This window comes from Roseibium sp. TrichSKD4, assembly GCF_000148725.1.
GTDB lineage: Bacteria > Pseudomonadota > Alphaproteobacteria > Rhizobiales > Stappiaceae > Roseibium.
This window is the reverse complement of sequence record NZ_GL476314.1, coordinates 29647-46450: the sequence shown is the minus strand read 5'-3', so window position 1 is coordinate 46450 and position 16804 is coordinate 29647. Positions and strand designations below refer to the sequence as shown.

Genomic DNA, 16804 nt, shown 5'->3' with positions numbered 1-16804 from the left:
AATGGCTCCTTAGCCTGCGACCCGGATATTCGGATCGCCAAGGGTTTGAAGGGCGGCCGCAATGTTGCCTGCCAGAAGGTCAAAGGCTTCAGGCTGCGGCTCGGTGAAGATCTGAAGGTCGGTCAGATCCGGGGTTTCTTCAAAGCGAAGTTTGATCCGCAATCCGCCATCGCGCAGAACCGTGTTCGGGTTCATCTTGCGGTCCCAGATGACCTCGTAGTCAATGATCGCCCCGAAAGCCTTACGCTCGGCGCAGGCTTCGGACACGGCCTGAAACAGCAAGGTTGTCAGATGCGGCCCGAGATCTTCGCCGTTGTATTTGCGCATGGCGCGCAGGAACGCCTTTTCGATCGAGCGGCGGGTGCGAATGCGCTTGATCGATCGATAATCGCGAACGGTCGGATCAGACGCCGTTGAATAGGGAGCCCAAAGAAGCTTCTTTTCAATCGCCGTACCAACGCCAGATTGACACAGGAAATTGCTGTCAGAAGTTGGATCACCGTCCCGGTGGCTGACTTTGAGTGTCAGACCGCGAATGCCCTTCATTGGCTTATTCCAGGCCGCCTTGTAAGGGTTTCCAACTTGCGCATCGCGGCGCAGGATGGCCGCCGCCCAGGACGTGGAGAACGGCGCATCCGCTTCGCTGCCACCTTTCCAGATCCGAACGCGGGGATACCCCATCATGATGTTCAGGGAGGTTGCAAAATCGCTGGCAGCTTCGGCCGCATCTTCGCGGTTCGTGTTCGGTGCATCCCCGATCGCCATGCAGTCGATGAACTTGTCACAAATCGCATCGGCGACGGTCAAGCATGGATTGGCAGCATCACCCGGTCGCTGATGAAAGAACTCCGGGCCAATGATCAAACCGGGTTCCAACCCGGTCTCTCCCTTGGCTTCCAGCAGAGACCATAGACCGGTTTTGTCAGTAGCAGCCCCGGCAATGTGCCCAAGTTGGGCGTCTTCGTCCGGCGCTTCTTCAGCACGGGAAAGAATGATGTCCGTGGTAATGCCTTCGGCAGCGATCTGGTTGATGGCGTCTTTGGCAACGCCGTCTCCTATCAGCGCGATCTTCTCAACATCATCAGTGGAGACGACAAAGGGCCGGTGCTTCTCAACCGAATTATCCGCATTCGGCATGGGAAGACACATGGCCGCATAGGTTTGACGGGCGTCGATCGAGGCAACGGTTGGCGAGAGGTCGGAAAAGACCCGCGTCCCAACATTGGGCACCGTGGCAGACATGGCGTTCTCCGTTTAAAGGCCGTTTGAATGGGCCTTAAGCAGGGGCTTTGAAGTGTGGAGAAAGCATGCAGGATTTGAAAAAGACGACCGGGGCTGACAGATGTCACTTGAGACTTCGAAGCGGTCGCCCGAGATCGAGCCAATAATCGACAAGGCCGGATGGGTGGCCCATGGGCAAGGCGGCACAACCCGTGCCCTCGCACCTCTTTTGAATTCCGGCCGCATATTCGGAACAGATAAATCCGCCCGATTGGAGTTTAAGCCCCAGCCCGGCACGCACCGCGTCGAGATAGGAATAAGGATCATCCAGCGTATCGGCGGCAAACTGTTCTGCCGCGTCTGTCCATTCAAGTCCGGTCGCTATCCAGTCAAAGGGCAACCGGGCTGAACAGGCCCGCAGCCGTACACCATCGCCTTCGCGGGCCTCCAGGACAAACAACCGGTGCCACCACCAAAACGCCACACCAACGTGGGTATGCCGCCCACCCGTGACATGGCGGATCAGCCGGGACACAGGTCCATTGCCCCGGAAGGCAATCAGATCACCGGAACGGATATCCTGTCGCAAGGCGGTGTAGGAAGTGCGCGGCATGGCTTAAGCTGCCGAGAGCCACTGTTTCAGCGCAGCCGCTGCTTCCGCCTCAGACGCTTCGAGGATAGCGGCCACCTCTTCCGCAGTTTTCGCCGCCTTGATGGCTGCATCGGTTCGCTCTTTCAGATCATCCGCTTGACCAATCAGATCATCGAAGGTTTCCGCCTTCTTTAGTATCAAATTAGCGAAAGCGTCAAAGGCCATATCGCGGCGGTCCGCGCCACCTTCAATGATCCGCGTCTGTTTTTCGCTGGCTGTTCCTTCCAGATACTTTTCAGCGGCCAATGCCTTTCGCGGCCAAGAGTGCATCTCTTCATCGCTGGCATTGCCTGATAGTTGTCTCAGTGTTCCCGCATGGCGCTGTTTTACCGCCTTCACAGCTTCAGATTTGACCTCATCCAGCGAAGGACCGGGCTCAGGTGGAAAGCCATCGGGCAGGTATTCAAAGCCATGGTAAGGACTGGCCGGGTCCGTTACATCGAACGGTATTCGCTCGCCACGCCCATTGCGAATATGCGAGATACCGTCTTCGCCTGCCGTTTCGAAATGCGGAACTTCAATACGCCGACCGTCAGGGTGCTGATAAAAGTGGGTCATAAACTAAGCCCTCAAGTCTCGAATTTTGTAATCCATTTCAGCGATCTGTCCGGTGTTCGGGTAGATGCTGACGAAGTCTACGCCCGTTAGGTTTGCGGAGCTAAATGAGCGCATAACTACCCGCTGGAGCGTCCCATTGTTAATGTACTCAACACTTGAGTCGACGCGGATTGAGTTCGGGGATCTAACGATATTCACCGTCATTGTCCCACTCTCGATTTCTGCTTTTCCAAGCGTACCGGTAAGGCCCATTTCACTGTTTCCACCAGCATTCCAGCCGGGAACACCTGAACTGGAAGAGCCGTTATAGTATCCTGCCCTAACGTAAGAATTCGATGAGATAAGAGTAGCGCCGCCATCTACAGAGGCCCGAGCCGCAAAGTAGGCATTATTGCCCGGTCGAAGCCACAGCACATCAAGCTCAATGGCCGCAAAACCATCCGCGTCAGTGTAAGGCGCAAGGTCGATACCAAGATTGGCCGCGTTACGCAGCTTTGTCAGGACAGACGGCGCAGCCAGCTCCAGCTTGTTGACCTTTGTTTCAAGCGCATCTGCTTTGGAAACAACAGCATTGAGCGATGCAACATAGGATAGTGCTTGGACGATCTCAGGGGCGTCAACCGTATCGGCTGCCTTGATATACCAATCGACTGTGAGGGATTTGACACGGGTCTCTGAGGCTGTACGAACGCCGGGGACCGCTGATGCAGGTCCTGTCAGAGGGTGAGTTTCATTACCTTCTGCCGCATTACCCTGAGACAGTTCTTGGCTTTCACCAGTTTCGGCGACTGTACGACCGGAACCGAATGTGCGGCCAGAAGTGCGCGCGGTTCCATCAGACACATTGGAGGCGTAAGCATCTTCGTGGTTATGGTCTTGGAGTGCATCTTCAAGCACAGTCCCGGCAACACCCGCCAGCGCTCCAGCTCCACGCAAAACCCGATCATCAGGATCAGGCAGGACGCCATCAGGATATTTCAGCGCAAGTTTTTTGTAGATCGTGACATCAAAGGTCGCCCCATTGCCAAGCTTGAGCCAGCCGGGGCCAAGGCCCTGACCAGAAGCGTCCCCCAGTATCCCGCCGACCGGCACCCCGTCGCCAGACCCGATATCCACCCACGCGCCGCCGTCGCCCCGCGTTGGGTCAAAATATTGCGGCTTGCCACCCTCCGGGGCTATGCGGGTTTTCACGGCCCGTTCAGCCTGATGCTCCATCACGGTTGTTGCAAAGTTCGGATCATCCCCAAGCGCATTGGCAAGTTCCTGAATGGTATCCAGCAACTCCGGCGCATTGCCTCCGCGCAGCTGCTCCAATTGAGACGCCAATTGCGCAAGAGCGGTCTGCACATTGTTGGAGGTCAGTCCGGGAATTGGCTTGTGCGCAAAGAACTCGGCCAGAGCCGCGACGGCCTGAATAGTTCCAGCCTGATATTGCAGGATTTGCCCTTCATTCGCCCCTTGCGTGTTTACATCAACCAGATCAGAGAACGCATGCGTATGGTCATCCAGTCCATCAATGAGGCTCTGCAGCTGTCCAGCAAGTCCCTCAATATCGTCAATCGCATGGCCATGACCTGCATCCGGCTTTTGACCAAGCGCTGTTGTCAGGTCATCCAGTGCGGACCCGATCAGTTCCAGCGCTTGCGCTAGTCGAGGGAATTCCTCGTTGACCTTATTGTCCGAATGCGGCTTGGGAAGATTGCCTTTTTCCGTTTTTGCGTCAGTGACCATCTTTCACCTCAAAGCGGATAGGCGCGGAGTTCGGCAACAGAAGGCCGAGCGGCGGGTGTGCCCTGAAGGGTGATCCGGATACGGCCACCATGGGGAGCGCTGAAGGCATCGATTTGACTGGTGACTTCAAACCAGTTCTCACCAAGCGGGCGGTTTTCAACCGGCGTCATTTCCTCAAAAACGCCATCTTCCTTGTCGACGGATATCGCCAGAGACGAACCGGACGGCGTAAAACGCTTGATCAGGCTGCGCGCATGAAGCTTTCCGTCCAGCGGGAACACGCGGGATACATAGTCCGCGCTTTGCTGCAACCGGCCACCGATCAGCTGTTTTCCGAACATCATCGGGCTTTGGGTTTTGGTTCCTGTCAGAACCGCTTCAAGCACGACTTCCTCAGACACATACTCCTCAAACTCGATCGGCTGGTTTGCCTGAAGAACCTGAACCGAACCGTCAGCCCGTTTCAGCTCAAGACGAATACCGGTTCCAAGCGGGATCTGATCACGGCCTTGAACAACCAGATCGGAGATGGCCTGAAGCTCGCCGCGCCACAGCTCAATCCGCCGTTCGCTCTCGGTGAAGCTTGCAGAAATAACCCGGACTTTCGGGGAGATCGACGGATCGTAAAGCCATGTAGAACGGTTCGCGCCCTTGAAAAACGCACCTTCCGGATACGGCGTTCCGCCAACCCTCTGCTGATTGGTCGGGTCAACGTCACCCTGTCTTGCAATCTGGATTGCATGGTCCCCGTCATTGGTCATCCAGACATAAGACATGCGCCGGTTGGCGCTGACCGGGACAGGAGCCCGCCACCGCGCCTGGATCAGATCTCCCGGCTGAACACCATGCATCGGGATCAAGGTGTCAGCGGCAATTTCATTGCTTGGATCGCCATTCACGGTTCCGGCGAGCTGTAGGATGATCGGATTGTCCGGATTGCCAACCTCGCCAATCCAGAAATCCAGTCCGAGATTGTAGCCGTCTTCAGCGGGCGGAAAGACCCACGCAATCGGGTCGCCGCTTCGCTGCCAGGGCTCGTTTTGGTCGCCCCCGTTTCTGCGGCCACCGCGCACATTCACCTCTGTGATATTGGTCACATTGGTGATGTTGTTGATCACCGTTGGCGGTGGCGCACGGCGGGTGACAAGGTTTACCCGGCGCATCACCTCCGTTGTGATCGTCAAGGATGCTGCATAGGTGTTTCCGGAAAAAGAGCCGGCTGCGCCTTTTGCATCGACCGCATGACTTCCCGGAGGCACGTTTTCAGGAATGCGGAATGAACCCGTGATCTGACCCGTTGCATCGGCAAAGAGCGGCGGATTGGGAGTGACATCCCGGCCTGCAAACAAGAGGCTTTCCAGCTGCTCGTTTGCACCAAAGCCGTTCAAGGTGAAGGCAATGTCCAGCTGACGGATTGCCGAGGCCGTTTCCGTCCGCTGGGACACTTCCTCAGTCATTACGGTTCTGCCGGGAGGACGACCGGGAGCAGCTGTAAAGAACTGCGTTACCGGAGAGGTCCAGGCTGTGCGAACCTCTGTCCAGTGATCAAGCGCAGGCGTTAAGAACAGATCGCCCGCAATCGGGTTGAAGTTCTGATACGGATTGACCTTGTGAACACCGGTTGAAAGCAGCTGCTCAATGGTCGCCTTTTCCTCATAGGCCAAGGTTTCGACCTGGCCGAAACTGACATTCATGACCTCATGAACGGGGAGCTGCAAAACGCCCCGGTTAATCGCAGCCGTTTGAGGCACACCGTTGTCGCGCAGCTCATCGTTCTGGAAATCGTCGGTGAAGATCCCGTCTGCCGATACGCTGTCGGGAACCGAGCTTTCCATGCTCATCCGGTTGAACTGGTCTGCTAGTTTGAGCAACAGGTGCTTGTATTGCCAGTCCTCCCAGACCGTGGGCATGCGCTGATCACTGCTTACAATCAGGGGAGCGCCGAACCAGTCATTGTGGATCTCGGCAAGAGGTAGGGTTTCCGGGGGCGTTGGCGGTGCAACCGCCTTGCGGCGCATGGAGACACCCTTGATGATCCGGGGCTGACCGGAGATGTCCAGAACAAGCAAATCCCGGCGCGGGATCTTGGACCGATAGGTCAGTAGAACATCTTCGCCATTAACACCGCCGGTGATCGTGATGGTTCGGTTGTCAAAGGCAATGCTGTCGGCAGGCGCATAGTAAAGATAGGTGACGCTGTAGGTGTCTTGCGCGTCCGGTTGATTGCCGCCCAGAAGCCAGCGGATATCATCACCGCTCAGCTCAAAATCCGTGCCTTCGACGTAAACGGTGTCCGACTGCGTGACAGAGATAATCCGGCGCACCGATCCGTGGTCCAGCTGATCAAGCCCGTTCGGCACATCTCCGCGCGCCCGCTGGATCGTGATCTGTTTTGTCACAAGCGCAGAGGTAACGCTGGCCACAGGCGGACGGTTGATCTCTATTGTGGCCGAACCGGTTCCGTCCGGATCATCGAACTGATGGGTTTCTGCCGGAACGTCTTCCAGATCCGGGTCTTCTTCAACAAAGAGGGTGAAAGCCTCATCCCGTGTACGGCGGAACCCGTCGATATGGGCGATGCCGCCATCGATCGAGAGAACCTGATGACCTTCTCCGTCGCTGCCGAGCGCGCGCACGTCACACCCTTCGACAATGTAAGAACCGTTGGCGCTGTCGTAGATCCGCAAATTGTCTATGATCCTCGACAAGGCGACCGGCATTTTCTTGTCAACAACAACGCCGTCGCGCAGCTGATAAACACGGGTGAACTCGCCTGCCTGATCATCATCGGGAAGCGCCCAGACAAGATCTTCCTCGCGGCGGGCATGACCCGGCTCGTTGAAACTTGGCTCTCCTTCGGCAATACCCTTGAGAGTTTCGTCCTGTTCGGAAGTGACATAGCCGCGTAGCTTGCGAACCCCGACTGAGACTTGACCCGTGATCGGCACATTCTCAAGGTAGGTTGCTTTCACTTCCAGATCGCGATCAACGAAAATGACACCCGCTTGCAGCGTGATGTTGGCATGGGTCGCGGGCTCGTTCGGTGTGGCGGGATCTGTGATCAATTCGACCTTGATCCCAGCCCCTTCGCGAATGTCCCCATTTGCTGCCGACATCTTGGCAACAGAGGTCAGGCTGCGCTCAAAAAGGCCCTGAACCTCATTAATATCCCCGCCTTCGATATGTCGACCATCGATAAACTCGACGCGGGTGCGGTTTGCAGGTGCCTCAGGCGACCGGTCATAGGTGTTTGGCAATTCGGGATGTTCAAACGCCATTTAAAGCCTCATCAAAATCTGGATGTGGTCGCGAACGGTTTCGCCAAACTCAAGGTCAAGCGGCTGGCGGGCAATCTCGACACCACCGCTCAAACCATTCGGCTCTAACCAAAGGAGCCCAGGTCTGGTTATGTCTGTGAGCTCTGGATCAAACAGGAGCGACACATGGGAAGCCGTCGCCCCATACCCTTCGCCAAAGTCGGTTTTGCCAATGGCCAGCACATGAGTGGGATTGTCTCGATTTCGGTCATAGAAGCTGCCCGAGATGTCAAAGCCCTCAAGTGCCGGAGAAACCGCGCGGCAGGTCGCATTCCGATAACCAATGATCTCGCCATCGCTACCTGTGAACTTCAGCCAGACAGACGAGCGTTCAAGCGATTGGCCGAGGGAACGACGACGGGCAATCTCGCTGGACGCCTCCCATGCAAAATCCGCCGTCTCCCACGGGATATCCATGTCTTCCCAAAGCTCGCTTGGCACTTCCGGTATCCAGATCCCGAGCGCCTCATAATCGGCTTGGGTCAGGTCCAGCGCAAAATCATGTTTGCGGCCAAAACTCCACTTCGGTTTGAGACCCCGAGCGCGAACCCCGCTGTCGCCTGCCAACCGGCAGGAGCCGAGCCGCGTGTAACCCGTCTCAGCTGCCGGAATGTTGTAGCCATGATAGACGCGGCGGAGCTTGGAGCGGGTCGGAAGCGAAAGACCGACAATCCCGTCAATGCGCTCAAGGTCGTTTTCGCTATCGCGCAAACGGTCCAGATGGAGCTGAACCTTCCACCATGTTGACCGCCGCTCAGGCGGCTCCTCAATCCCGGCCGCATAGCCGATAAACCCGAGACCATCTTCAATCGCCTTGTGCGTCCCGCGAATGCGCGCCCATTGGCGACCGGCATCGATGAGGAAGAAACGATCCGGAATATAGGGGACCAACGCCCCAAGGCCGAACTCATAAATCAGGAACCAGATCAGCGAGGCCGAGCGGGAGGTCAGCTTCCAACCGGGAATACGCAAAACGCCCGGCATAACCCGGTCTTCGCAGGCACCGGCAAGCTCAACACCAATTGCCGTATTTGCGGAACTGGATGGAAGGAGCGACTTGATCACCGGCCCCTCCCGGCAAGTTCCACGGTGATGTCACCAAGCGCGATCGCCTCAAATCCTCGTACTTCGATCAACCCGGTCGGTGCATCGAGGTCCAGCCCGGTTACACCTGGCAATCTGCCGGTCGCAATGATCCAGGACGGGTCAAGGTCCAGCCCCAGAAGATCCTGCTTTGCCCATTCGGCTCTTAGGTGCGGTGGGATTTCATCAATTAGAGACGCCGGGGCATCGGGCGCAAGACGCGCGCGCAGGCGGATATCTTCAGTCCGCCGCACGGCCGACATGACGTTGAAGCGGTCGTTTGTGACCTTCACATGCTTTTGCTCAAGGGCCGCTTTGACAAGGCCCAAGAGCTGCGGCGATGCATTCCCGTCACCAATGGCGGAGAGGACCGCGACATTGACGATCGGGCTGTCGTCCTCGCTCCAGACTTTGACATCGCGCACGTCAACGCTCGCCTTGAGCGCAACGTCCTCATATCGCTCCGGCGGTCCTCCGGCCGACCGGCCGATGGTCGCCAGCTGATAACGCCGCTTGAGCCGCTTGTCCGTCTCCCCTTCAAGACGGGCAACTCCCAGCCATGCCACCAGATGATCCAGCGTGTTCTTGAAGGCAAAGGCCAGAAAATTGGACCGGGCCGCATGGTTGATCCGGCTGCGGATTTTCATTTCGCGGAAAGACGTTGCCTGAAGGACAATAGCGATCACTTCGCTATCCAGAGCGCCGGTGTCGAACGCATAGCCTGCAGCTTCCAGACGCTGTTTGACATCGTCCAGCTGCTCGGCCCGGATCTGTTCAAAGTCCAGTTCTTCGATGATTTCCGGCTTGGGGAGTTTTTCCAGATCAATCATGCCGCCTCCCGGTAATGGTGAAGCGGAGCCGTTGCGGTCATCTCCTGCGCATGATCGTAAATGCCGAACCGGCCTTCCGGGTAATAGATCCCGCCATGGCGCACAGCCAATGTGCCATTTCGAGCAACCTTGACCAATTGCATGGTTTTGATCCGATATTCCGGCTCGTGTTTGTGGGCCGCACCAATCAAGGCGTCATAGAGGCGCAAGGCGAGATCCGGCGTTATGTCCTCAGCCAAAAGCGAGAAGTGATCCGACCCGAACTCAAGACGCATGACCCGCGTCTCAAGTCGCGTGCTCCAAATGATCCCGAGCGAGCGAACCACATGCGCCCAGCCAACCAGCGGCCGGAACGTGACGGGATGGAAGCCCCGCCGATATCGAAGGGCACGCGTCATCCAGCCGCCCTCACATTTGAAGACCCTTCAACGATCGGCCAAAGACCCTTTGAAGATCCAGATTTGACAAGAACCTTGTCTCCAACACGGGCAACGCGCTCGCCGCCTTCACCGCCCAGATGAACGTCATCGCTTTCAACAACGACCTTGCCCGACCGAATGCGCGTCTCATCGCCTTTGAGAACAATAACCGTGTCGCCATATTCGATAACAGTCTCGTCTATCGCGGTGCTTGGCGGGGTGTTGTCATCATCATAGGTCGCATACTGCGCCAGGCTGTTTTGACCGATCGTTCCAGATGGGTTGAAGAGCGTCATTTGCTCATTGTCGCCAGGCGCGGAATGAACCTTCAGGCGGCCATTGCCGGGGTTCGCCCAGCGAACAGGCGGCGACAGGATCAGCTCGCCGTCCTGCGTGTACCCAAGTTCAAGGCGCACGGTTCTCGCCTTCATGTTTTGCGAGCCGGGATGAACCTTGCCGGTCATATGCATGCGCGCCATGCGGCTTTCAGCCTGGGCAAGCAATCGGCGAAGGGTGCGAAGTTCGCGGGCCGCTTCCGATCTCATTCGCTGCCCTCCGCAATGAGGGCCGCGATCTCGGGCGGAATAGCATCATCAGACCCAAAGCTCAGCCCAGGCCCTTCAGGATCTTCGTGAGAAACCATTTGTGGGGTTGGGCCGCCCAAAAAGTCAGGGCCAAGGCCGACAAGGGTCTGTTGCCAGGTCACCGCATAATAAGCCGTCCCTTTGCCATGGGCGGTCGCGGTGAACAGCGGGCGAAGCGCGGGCTCCGGTTTTGTTGCGGGTGGCAGAACCTTAGATTGCCCAAAACACTGCAGGTCCGGATCTTGAAGGATATCAAGGAGCCGTGAGCCTATCGCAAAGGCAACCGCTTGGCGGTCGATGGAACGCTTTTGCTCCCGGTCGGCATAATCTTCAGCCACGATATAGGCCGCAAAGTCGATCGGCAGCTCATAAGCCCCGGTTACATCGCGCGGCGTCTTGATGGCCGTCCAGCCAATCAGCATGGAAGGGGCGGAAATTGTCTCGCCTTCGATCACGTCAAACACATCCAGCTTGCCGGGATGGCGTTTGACATCAATGTCGGGAAAGAGGGTTTTGAGGGTCTCGCAAACGGCAGTCTGGAAGGCAAAAACCGGATCAACGGCGATCAGTTCCAAAAGGGATTTTGGCTCGATCATTGTGCAGCTCCTATCCCGAAGAAGTCGGTCACCACATCAACCATCTCACGCTCATTGTCGCGCGACAGGCCAACAAAGGGACGGGCGGGAATGACAACCTTCTTTGCCCGAACAGATTTGCCGCCAATCTTGAAGGCGAGTATTTTGGCCGTCTGCGGTTTAATGACCGCGCCGAACTGGTGAACATGGGCATACTCCCACGTCGCGCCCCATTCGGCGGTCGTCCCCGACGAAGAGGAGGCGACACTGTTCAAAAGGTTCCCACCTGTCTTTCGCAGAATGCTTGTGCCTTCCGCGTTCTCTGGCCACTCGGTGCCATCAGGCGCGGTTTTTTCGGTCTCGATGCGGCGGCGGGTTTGCTCTTCCCCAGTGTCGGCAAGGAGTTCAACCAACTGTCCAAGGTCAGGGTCGATGAGAGGCTTCAGGCGCACCAGCGCTTCATCGAGATCGCTGGTATCGATGCTCAGGACAACACTCATCGCGGCGTCCTTAATCGGCGGGAACCAAACGGGCGCGGCGGTACATCGATCAGGACTTCATTGGGAGACCCGGCGCTCACACCTTCAAGGCCCGGCGTCACGTTCCCGCCCTCAAAGGTCAAGCCGCCCTTGCCGGTCGCGATGGCTTCCAGGCGCTTGATCGCAGCCTCATAGCGTTCCTTGATCTGGTCCGTTGAGCGGGAAAAGGACAGCGCCACCCGGTAGAGCGCGATATCGATCGAATAGACCTTCAGGATGGAAAGCGCTTCTGCGTCCAGGCGGCGAAGCTCATCGGCAGAATAACGCGCCTGAAGGATGGCCCGGATTTCTGCCCCCGCATCCTCCAGACACGCAACAACCCGGCCTTGATCCAGTTCGCGCGTTTGAGGGTGCGCGGCCAGAACGATCAAATCATCCGGGTAACGGTCCTCAATATCCTGAATGGTCGCAAATGCTGTCATAACCGGGTTGCTTTAATGGATTGCCTCAAGGGACTATTTCAAAGGGGCGGAGTGTCAGGCGTCGAAAGTGCCTTCAACGGCTTTTGCCGCTTTCAGCTCATTGAACTGCGCGCGGGTCACTTCAAGAGGTTTTCCCGGAGGGTGAAGCACGCCGTCACGCCGGACATGACAAAGGGGCAAAACATCCCTGGTCTTCTCGCCTTCCTCGGATTGGTTTTGCAGCTGCTCATCCTCGGGCGGCGCTTTTTGCTGTTCACCTGCGTCCGCCGCCTTTTCGTCCGAGCTATCGTCCGCTTCCTTTTCCTCGGAAGTTTCTTCCTTCGTCTTTTTGCCTTCGGGCGCTTTGTCTTCTGACGTTTGGCCTTCGCCGTCCGCATCTCCCGCTTGCCGTGACGACACTGTCTCAGGTTTAGAACCGGCTTCAGGTTCGGGCGTGGTTTCGGAAGCAGCATCCACGGTTTCGGCGGCTGTCTCTGTTTCCGGCGCTTCGACCTTTTGATCAAGCTTGGTTTCGGTCTCTGCGGCTGGTTTGCTGCGGCGAGAGGTGCGAGGCTTGCGAGCCATGACATTATTCTCCGGATAAAGGATGTGAAGGGGTGCGAAGTTAAGGCTCCTGGCTCCCTACGCGGGATGTCCCGCGCAGGAAGTCAAAAATGAGGTTTAGTTAAGAGCGGACTGGATTTGGGCACCTACGCGCCGTGCAACCCGGCGCAAGGTTTTCTCGGTCCGCCTGTCAATCGAGCCTTTGACCAGATAAAGCTTGGCCTGCATCTTGTAGCTGTCCGTGCAGCCGAAAAAACAGCTGGTCAAGTTGGACGTGATCCCGTTTGACGGAACCCCCACGGACACCAGAAGCGGATCTCCGGCAAGATCGACCGCATCATCAACATCACCGTCATTCATCGCGCCAATACGCAGCTTTTTGGAAAGATAACTGTTGGCCTCCGACAAGGCCCGGTTTGCCTTTATGCGCGTCACCAGAAGGATTGCATCCACTTCGCCTTGAGCGAGTGCTTCCAAAGCAAACTCCGGATCATCATGTTCACTGGCAATGCGGACCGCGCCATAGTCATCATCTTCAGCAACAAGGTTCGCCCAGGTCTGAACGGCTCCGGAAAAGTCCGGATCGCCGAGAACAATGGAGGCTTCCTTGCCGTAGCTTTCCAGATCATCCAATTCACCGACCTTGCCATCCCGGTTGACCAGGAGGATCAAGTATTCTTCGTGAAGCGAGGCGACGGTTACAAACTCACGGGCAGAGGCCGGGTCATTGCGTTTCAAGTTGACCATGGCGTCGGGCTGAGAAACGAGCACATTGCATTCGCCGCGCAAGGCCCGGCTGATATTGCCGAGCGAGCCGCCCGTATCGACAAGCACCTCAGAGGTGATCTTTTCTTTTGCCAGACTGTCGGCAATGGCCTTGGCGGCAAGATAGTAGCTACCGCCATCGGTGCCCGAGCATATTGAAATCGGTGGCTTGAGGTCTTGGGCAAATGCGCTTGGGAGGCACAGGGCTATCAGGCCGGTAAAGGCGGAAATAAGAAAAAGATTACGTTTCATTGGTTTTCACTCCAATTTTGACGATCAGGGAAACAAGGGCGGCAACGCACAAGCCATAGAGTTCATCAAGGCCAAAACCGCCGAGAGCCATGTCAACGGCTGGGATGGAAGCGGTCAGAGCGCCGACAAAAACAAACAGCTTGGCGATGACCCATCTTTTGAAACGGTTGATCATGGTTCCTCACTAAAGAGCCGCCGCAAAGCGGCTCTCAAACAACGTTTTATGATGAGCGCTGGAGGTTAAGCGGCTTCAGCGACCGGGTTCTGGATCAGACAGCCGACATCCTTGGCAACGATCACTTCCCGAACCTTTTCGCCAGAGCGAATGCGGAAGCCGCCTTCAAGGCCAACATCCTTGTCCTCAATCCGCCCCGCAATCTTCGTTCCAAACTGAGCGGTAAAGCCAAATGTTGCCTCACCCTTGGAAGCGGTCGGATCAACATAAAGAGCGGAGATAAAATTCCCCCAGGCACGGGTGAGTTTCATGTCTTGACCCGGACGGGCCGTGTTCACATGCGCATCGCCTACCAGGACTTGGCGAATATCAAGTAGATCAGCCAGCTGCTGCTTTGTAATAAAGCCTTCACTGGTCAGGTTACCCTTCACCGCATTCACAAGTTTCGGATGGCGCTTGAGGAAGGACCAGGGCTTGTTGCCCATGACAAGCGTGTTCGCACGGTAAATCAACGGCCCCTCAATGGCCGCATCAAGAACCCCGAGCGGATCGGAGTTTTCATAATCAGAAAGCTGATCATCACCTGCCAGGACGAGACGGCGCTCAGCTGCATAAGTGGCAGGATCTTGAACAACAGTTGCACATCGAACCTCCCGGTCCAGCTGAACAAGCTTGGTCAACATGGTGACAGCATGTTGCTCTGGATCAAAATTGCCCGTTCCAGCTGCCCGCGCTGCACGCGCCACATTAATGTCGCCAATGGGAATAGGCACATCAAGGCCATAGTCACGAACCGCGCTTTCGCGCTCTTTGCCCGTAAACTCAACCTGATTGACCTGACCAAGGCGGCCAACTTCCGTTTGTGGAACCGTAAAGGCTTCAACAGCCGGATACTCTGTCCACTTGAACAGCTCCTGGGGAACCGGCATGCGCGGCAAAACCTTGTCGGCAATCAGCGCCTGCGCCGGATTGGAATAGCCGATCGCAATCGCTGTCAGGACCGGATCGACGTTAAAAGGACGATTTGAAGCCATGATAATGACCCTTTAAATTGCGTTCAGCCGATCAGGCCGGGGTGGAAAGAAGGCTTAAGGAAACATGCATGTCGAAGATGTCCCCCTCGGCCGCATCGCGAAGGGCGGTACCAACAATCGCAACCGTGCTACCTGGAACCGGTACCAGCTTGACCGCGCGCCCTTGTGCATCGGCCATCAGCTTGTCGCCGAAGTCGATGTCGCCGCCTGCAACCACAGGACCAATACCAGACAGGATCACATCACCCATCTGGCCCGCGTCCGCATCAAACCCGGCAATAAGCCCGAGCGTGGTGTCCGTGGCAGCTGTAGCGGTTTCAACGGCACCGCCGCTGACCTTGGCAATGTGCTTGCCCTTCAGCCCGGCCGCACCGACCGGATAAGACTTGATAAGCGGCATCATGTGCCTGTCTCCTTCACATGATTGACCGCCGCGATGATATCGACGGTGATCCCTTTGGAGGCTTGCTCAGCCTGATAGGCTGAAGCCTTGGCGGAAAGCGCAGCCGGGTCGAGTGCGTCGCCATCCGTTGCCGGAGCCTTTTGTTCATCAAGGCCGGAATGAGCGAGGCCGTCAGCGGTTGCCTTCAAAAGAGCCTTGACCTGTTCAAAGCCTTCATCGGTTGCACAAAGAGCTGCATAGCTGTCCTTTTGCGCAGGCGTGATTTTCTTGGCAGCTAGCGCCGCCTCCAGCACTTCACTGACCGCCTTGTCGTGCTGCGCCTTCTTCAGACCATTCAGCTCGCTGGTGGTTGCTTCAAGCTTGGCGAGGGTTTCCTCGTGAACGGCCTTTGCAACGGTGCCGCTCTTGAAGGTGTTGAAAGCAGAAAGGCAGGCCGCCTCGTCCGCTTCCGGATTGAGACCAAGGGCCTCCGCTATTCCTTTCATGGAAATGTCCTGTTGCTGTTGGGAAGTTGGGTCCGCATGGGCAAGCGCTGCCATGGACAAGGCGGGGGCTGCGACCAGAGCGACGGAATGAAGCCAGGTCGTCACGCCCTCTTCTGTGTGATGGAAGGTCGGTGACAGGAAACGCCGTGTTCGGGCACGCAAGACTTCCACCCCGCTTTCCAGCCATTCAACACGGGCAAACAAGCCTTCCGCCCGCGCCTGCAGCTCCTTGATCCAGCCGACCGCATCCGGGCTCGTGCCATTCGAAATTCCGTGGTCAAGATCGATCGGAATATCGATCCCTTCCGCTTCGAACCGCTCGACAAGGCGATCAGGCTCGAACTTGAAGGTTCGACCATCGCGGCACGTCACCTTGCCACGCGGCATGATCTGCACCCACTCGGGAGCCTTGAACGCATCCGCGCCACTTGCCGAAGCGGACACCACTTCCAGGGCAAGGCCGGTGGAGGTCAGGAGGTCAGGTTTTGAAGCCGGTTTTGTCATGACCGCGAAATTACCTGCGGCCACACCGTCAAGCGGGGCTGTCAGCTGTCAGTCACGGGAAAACGGGAACAAAGCCGCCCCGGATGCAAAATCGCACCCGAGGAGGTCAAACAGGATCAAATTTAAAGGGGTCTTAAAGGGGTAAGAACGCGCGGCAGGAAATTTTTGGTATCATCCACGCGCAAATGGGGGTGAAGGCGCTCAGTGGGCGTTTTTTGAAGGGGTATCAATCAGCGTTTGAATTTGACCCACCTTCGTATCTCAAAGCCTCCAGCCAGACAGCTGTCGGAATTGCAATTGCCCACGCCATTGTCCATAATAAATCTGTGGCGGCGCAAAGTCGGTGGTGCCGGTCAAATGCGACCGCGAGGGGTCACGTCCTCCCGTCACTTTTTCTCTCCCAACCATTTTTCCGCCCGTGATGACCGCACCTGATAAATCGTGTGAAGCCGCAAAAACCCGGCCGCTGATTTCTTGATGACCAGCTTCCACCATTTCGCGCCAAGCTGCACATAAACGGCCCGCTCGGTGTCCGCCCGTCCTTCATCAACAATGGTGCCCTGATCGAGCATGCCCTGGACAAGGGCGAACGTGTCCAGCGAGACAATTGCATGTTTGCCGGTCTTGGCCTGGATCGTGTCGCTAGAGGCAACGATCAGGGATGAGTTCGAGTTGAGCGTGTCTTTCAGTTTCGGGTGAACAGCGACCGGGA

General features: G+C 56.9%; 19 protein-coding genes. All 19 read right to left on the bottom strand.

Annotation, left to right across the window (positions count from 1 at the left end):
* Positions 1 to 9: 9 nt before the first annotated feature.
* Entirely contained in the window at positions 10 to 1242 is a 1233-nt protein-coding gene (locus TRICHSKD4_RS12230) for a phage tail sheath family protein (RefSeq protein ID WP_009759319.1), read from the bottom strand.
* Between the two features lie 103 nt (positions 1243 to 1345).
* The gene (locus tag TRICHSKD4_RS12225; RefSeq protein ID WP_009759318.1) at positions 1346 to 1834 is read right to left on the bottom strand and encodes a hypothetical protein; all 489 of its coding nucleotides are present in this window, start codon (positions 1832 to 1834) and stop codon (positions 1346 to 1348) included.
* A gap of 3 nt (positions 1835 to 1837) precedes the next feature.
* Entirely contained in the window at positions 1838 to 2431 is a 594-nt protein-coding gene (locus TRICHSKD4_RS12220) for a hypothetical protein (RefSeq protein WP_009759317.1), read from the bottom strand.
* A gap of 3 nt (positions 2432 to 2434) precedes the next feature.
* Positions 2435 to 4162 carry a hypothetical protein gene (locus TRICHSKD4_RS12215; RefSeq protein ID WP_009759316.1) on the bottom strand — a complete coding sequence of 576 codons (1728 nt, stop codon included), beginning with the start codon at positions 4160 to 4162 and terminating at the stop codon, positions 2435 to 2437.
* Between the two features lie 8 nt (positions 4163 to 4170).
* Positions 4171 to 7440, bottom strand: a complete 3270-nt coding sequence (locus tag TRICHSKD4_RS12210) for a DUF4815 domain-containing protein (protein WP_009759315.1) — start codon at positions 7438 to 7440, stop codon at positions 4171 to 4173.
* On the bottom strand, positions 7441 to 8544 hold the full coding sequence (locus TRICHSKD4_RS12205) for a hypothetical protein (protein ID WP_009759314.1): 1104 nt from the start codon (positions 8542 to 8544) through the stop codon (positions 7441 to 7443).
* On the bottom strand, positions 8541 to 9392 hold the full coding sequence (locus tag TRICHSKD4_RS12200; RefSeq protein ID WP_009759313.1) for a baseplate J/gp47 family protein: 852 nt from the start codon (positions 9390 to 9392) through the stop codon (positions 8541 to 8543). The genes TRICHSKD4_RS12205 and TRICHSKD4_RS12200 overlap by 4 nt, the downstream gene beginning before the upstream one ends.
* Positions 9389 to 9790, bottom strand: a complete 402-nt coding sequence (locus tag TRICHSKD4_RS12195) for a GPW/gp25 family protein (RefSeq protein ID WP_009759312.1) — start codon at positions 9788 to 9790, stop codon at positions 9389 to 9391. The genes TRICHSKD4_RS12200 and TRICHSKD4_RS12195 overlap by 4 nt, the downstream gene beginning before the upstream one ends.
* Positions 9787 to 10356: a phage baseplate assembly protein V gene (locus TRICHSKD4_RS12190; protein ID WP_009759311.1), complete on the bottom strand. Its 570-nt coding sequence runs from the start codon at positions 10354 to 10356 to the stop codon at positions 9787 to 9789. Before TRICHSKD4_RS12190 ends, TRICHSKD4_RS12195 begins: the two co-directional genes overlap by 4 nt.
* The gene (locus TRICHSKD4_RS12185; RefSeq protein WP_009759310.1) at positions 10353 to 10991 is read right to left on the bottom strand and encodes a hypothetical protein; all 639 of its coding nucleotides are present in this window, start codon (positions 10989 to 10991) and stop codon (positions 10353 to 10355) included. The genes TRICHSKD4_RS12190 and TRICHSKD4_RS12185 overlap by 4 nt, the downstream gene beginning before the upstream one ends.
* Positions 10988 to 11470, bottom strand: a complete 483-nt coding sequence (locus TRICHSKD4_RS12180; RefSeq protein ID WP_009759309.1) for a phage virion morphogenesis protein — start codon at positions 11468 to 11470, stop codon at positions 10988 to 10990. The genes TRICHSKD4_RS12185 and TRICHSKD4_RS12180 overlap by 4 nt, the downstream gene beginning before the upstream one ends.
* The gene (locus tag TRICHSKD4_RS12175; protein ID WP_009759308.1) at positions 11467 to 11931 is read right to left on the bottom strand and encodes a gp436 family protein; all 465 of its coding nucleotides are present in this window, start codon (positions 11929 to 11931) and stop codon (positions 11467 to 11469) included. The genes TRICHSKD4_RS12180 and TRICHSKD4_RS12175 overlap by 4 nt, the downstream gene beginning before the upstream one ends.
* Before the next feature lie 54 nt (positions 11932 to 11985).
* The gene (locus TRICHSKD4_RS12170) at positions 11986 to 12495 is read right to left on the bottom strand and encodes a hypothetical protein (RefSeq protein ID WP_009759307.1); all 510 of its coding nucleotides are present in this window, start codon (positions 12493 to 12495) and stop codon (positions 11986 to 11988) included.
* Positions 12496 to 12591: 96 nt separating this feature from the next.
* Entirely contained in the window at positions 12592 to 13491 is a 900-nt protein-coding gene (locus TRICHSKD4_RS12165) for a TAXI family TRAP transporter solute-binding subunit (RefSeq protein ID WP_009759306.1), read from the bottom strand.
* The gene (locus TRICHSKD4_RS12160) at positions 13481 to 13666 is read right to left on the bottom strand and encodes a hypothetical protein (RefSeq protein ID WP_009759305.1); all 186 of its coding nucleotides are present in this window, start codon (positions 13664 to 13666) and stop codon (positions 13481 to 13483) included. Before TRICHSKD4_RS12160 ends, TRICHSKD4_RS12165 begins: the two co-directional genes overlap by 11 nt.
* 65 nt (positions 13667 to 13731) lie before the next feature.
* Complete coding sequence (locus TRICHSKD4_RS12155) at positions 13732 to 14700, bottom strand: hypothetical protein (protein ID WP_009759304.1); 969 nt, start codon at positions 14698 to 14700, stop codon at positions 13732 to 13734.
* Between the two features lie 31 nt (positions 14701 to 14731).
* A complete protein-coding gene (locus TRICHSKD4_RS12150; protein ID WP_009759303.1) occupies positions 14732 to 15103 on the bottom strand; it encodes a DUF2190 family protein in 372 nt (123 codons plus the stop codon).
* The gene (locus tag TRICHSKD4_RS12145; RefSeq protein ID WP_009759302.1) at positions 15100 to 16092 is read right to left on the bottom strand and encodes a phage protease; all 993 of its coding nucleotides are present in this window, start codon (positions 16090 to 16092) and stop codon (positions 15100 to 15102) included. The genes TRICHSKD4_RS12150 and TRICHSKD4_RS12145 overlap by 4 nt, the downstream gene beginning before the upstream one ends.
* 386 nt (positions 16093 to 16478) lie before the next feature.
* Positions 16479 to 16804: hypothetical protein (locus TRICHSKD4_RS30745; protein WP_040616796.1), on the bottom strand; the 326-nt coding region annotated here is incomplete at its 5' end.

Excerpts from the sequence above, each read along its gene's own strand:
- TRICHSKD4_RS12210 (WP_009759315.1), bottom strand. The coding sequence starts at position 7,440 with ATGGCGTTTGAACATCCCGAATTGCCAAACACCTATGACCGGTCGCCT.
- TRICHSKD4_RS12160 (WP_009759305.1), bottom strand. The coding sequence starts at position 13,666 with ATGATCAACCGTTTCAAAAGATGGGTCATCGCCAAGCTGTTTGTTTTT.
- TRICHSKD4_RS12190 (WP_009759311.1), bottom strand. The coding sequence starts at position 10,356 with ATGAGATCGGAAGCGGCCCGCGAACTTCGCACCCTTCGCCGATTGCTT.
- TRICHSKD4_RS12145 (WP_009759302.1), bottom strand. The coding sequence starts at position 16,092 with ATGACAAAACCGGCTTCAAAACCTGACCTCCTGACCTCCACCGGCCTT.
- TRICHSKD4_RS12170 (WP_009759307.1), bottom strand. The coding sequence starts at position 12,495 with ATGGCTCGCAAGCCTCGCACCTCTCGCCGCAGCAAACCAGCCGCAGAG.
- TRICHSKD4_RS12230 (WP_009759319.1), bottom strand. The coding sequence starts at position 1,242 with ATGTCTGCCACGGTGCCCAATGTTGGGACGCGGGTCTTTTCCGACCTC.
- TRICHSKD4_RS12195 (WP_009759312.1), bottom strand. The coding sequence starts at position 9,790 with ATGACGCGTGCCCTTCGATATCGGCGGGGCTTCCATCCCGTCACGTTC.
- TRICHSKD4_RS12155 (WP_009759304.1), bottom strand. The coding sequence starts at position 14,700 with ATGGCTTCAAATCGTCCTTTTAACGTCGATCCGGTCCTGACAGCGATT.
- TRICHSKD4_RS12175 (WP_009759308.1), bottom strand. The coding sequence starts at position 11,931 with ATGACAGCATTTGCGACCATTCAGGATATTGAGGACCGTTACCCGGAT.
- TRICHSKD4_RS12215 (WP_009759316.1), bottom strand. The coding sequence starts at position 4,162 with ATGGTCACTGACGCAAAAACGGAAAAAGGCAATCTTCCCAAGCCGCAT.
- TRICHSKD4_RS12180 (WP_009759309.1), bottom strand. The coding sequence starts at position 11,470 with ATGAGTGTTGTCCTGAGCATCGATACCAGCGATCTCGATGAAGCGCTG.
- TRICHSKD4_RS12185 (WP_009759310.1), bottom strand. The coding sequence starts at position 10,991 with ATGATCGAGCCAAAATCCCTTTTGGAACTGATCGCCGTTGATCCGGTT.
- TRICHSKD4_RS12150 (WP_009759303.1), bottom strand. The coding sequence starts at position 15,103 with ATGATGCCGCTTATCAAGTCTTATCCGGTCGGTGCGGCCGGGCTGAAG.
- TRICHSKD4_RS12200 (WP_009759313.1), bottom strand. The coding sequence starts at position 9,392 with ATGATTGATCTGGAAAAACTCCCCAAGCCGGAAATCATCGAAGAACTG.
- TRICHSKD4_RS12165 (WP_009759306.1), bottom strand. The coding sequence starts at position 13,491 with ATGAAACGTAATCTTTTTCTTATTTCCGCCTTTACCGGCCTGATAGCC.
- TRICHSKD4_RS12225 (WP_009759318.1), bottom strand. The coding sequence starts at position 1,834 with ATGCCGCGCACTTCCTACACCGCCTTGCGACAGGATATCCGTTCCGGT.
- TRICHSKD4_RS12220 (WP_009759317.1), bottom strand. The coding sequence starts at position 2,431 with ATGACCCACTTTTATCAGCACCCTGACGGTCGGCGTATTGAAGTTCCG.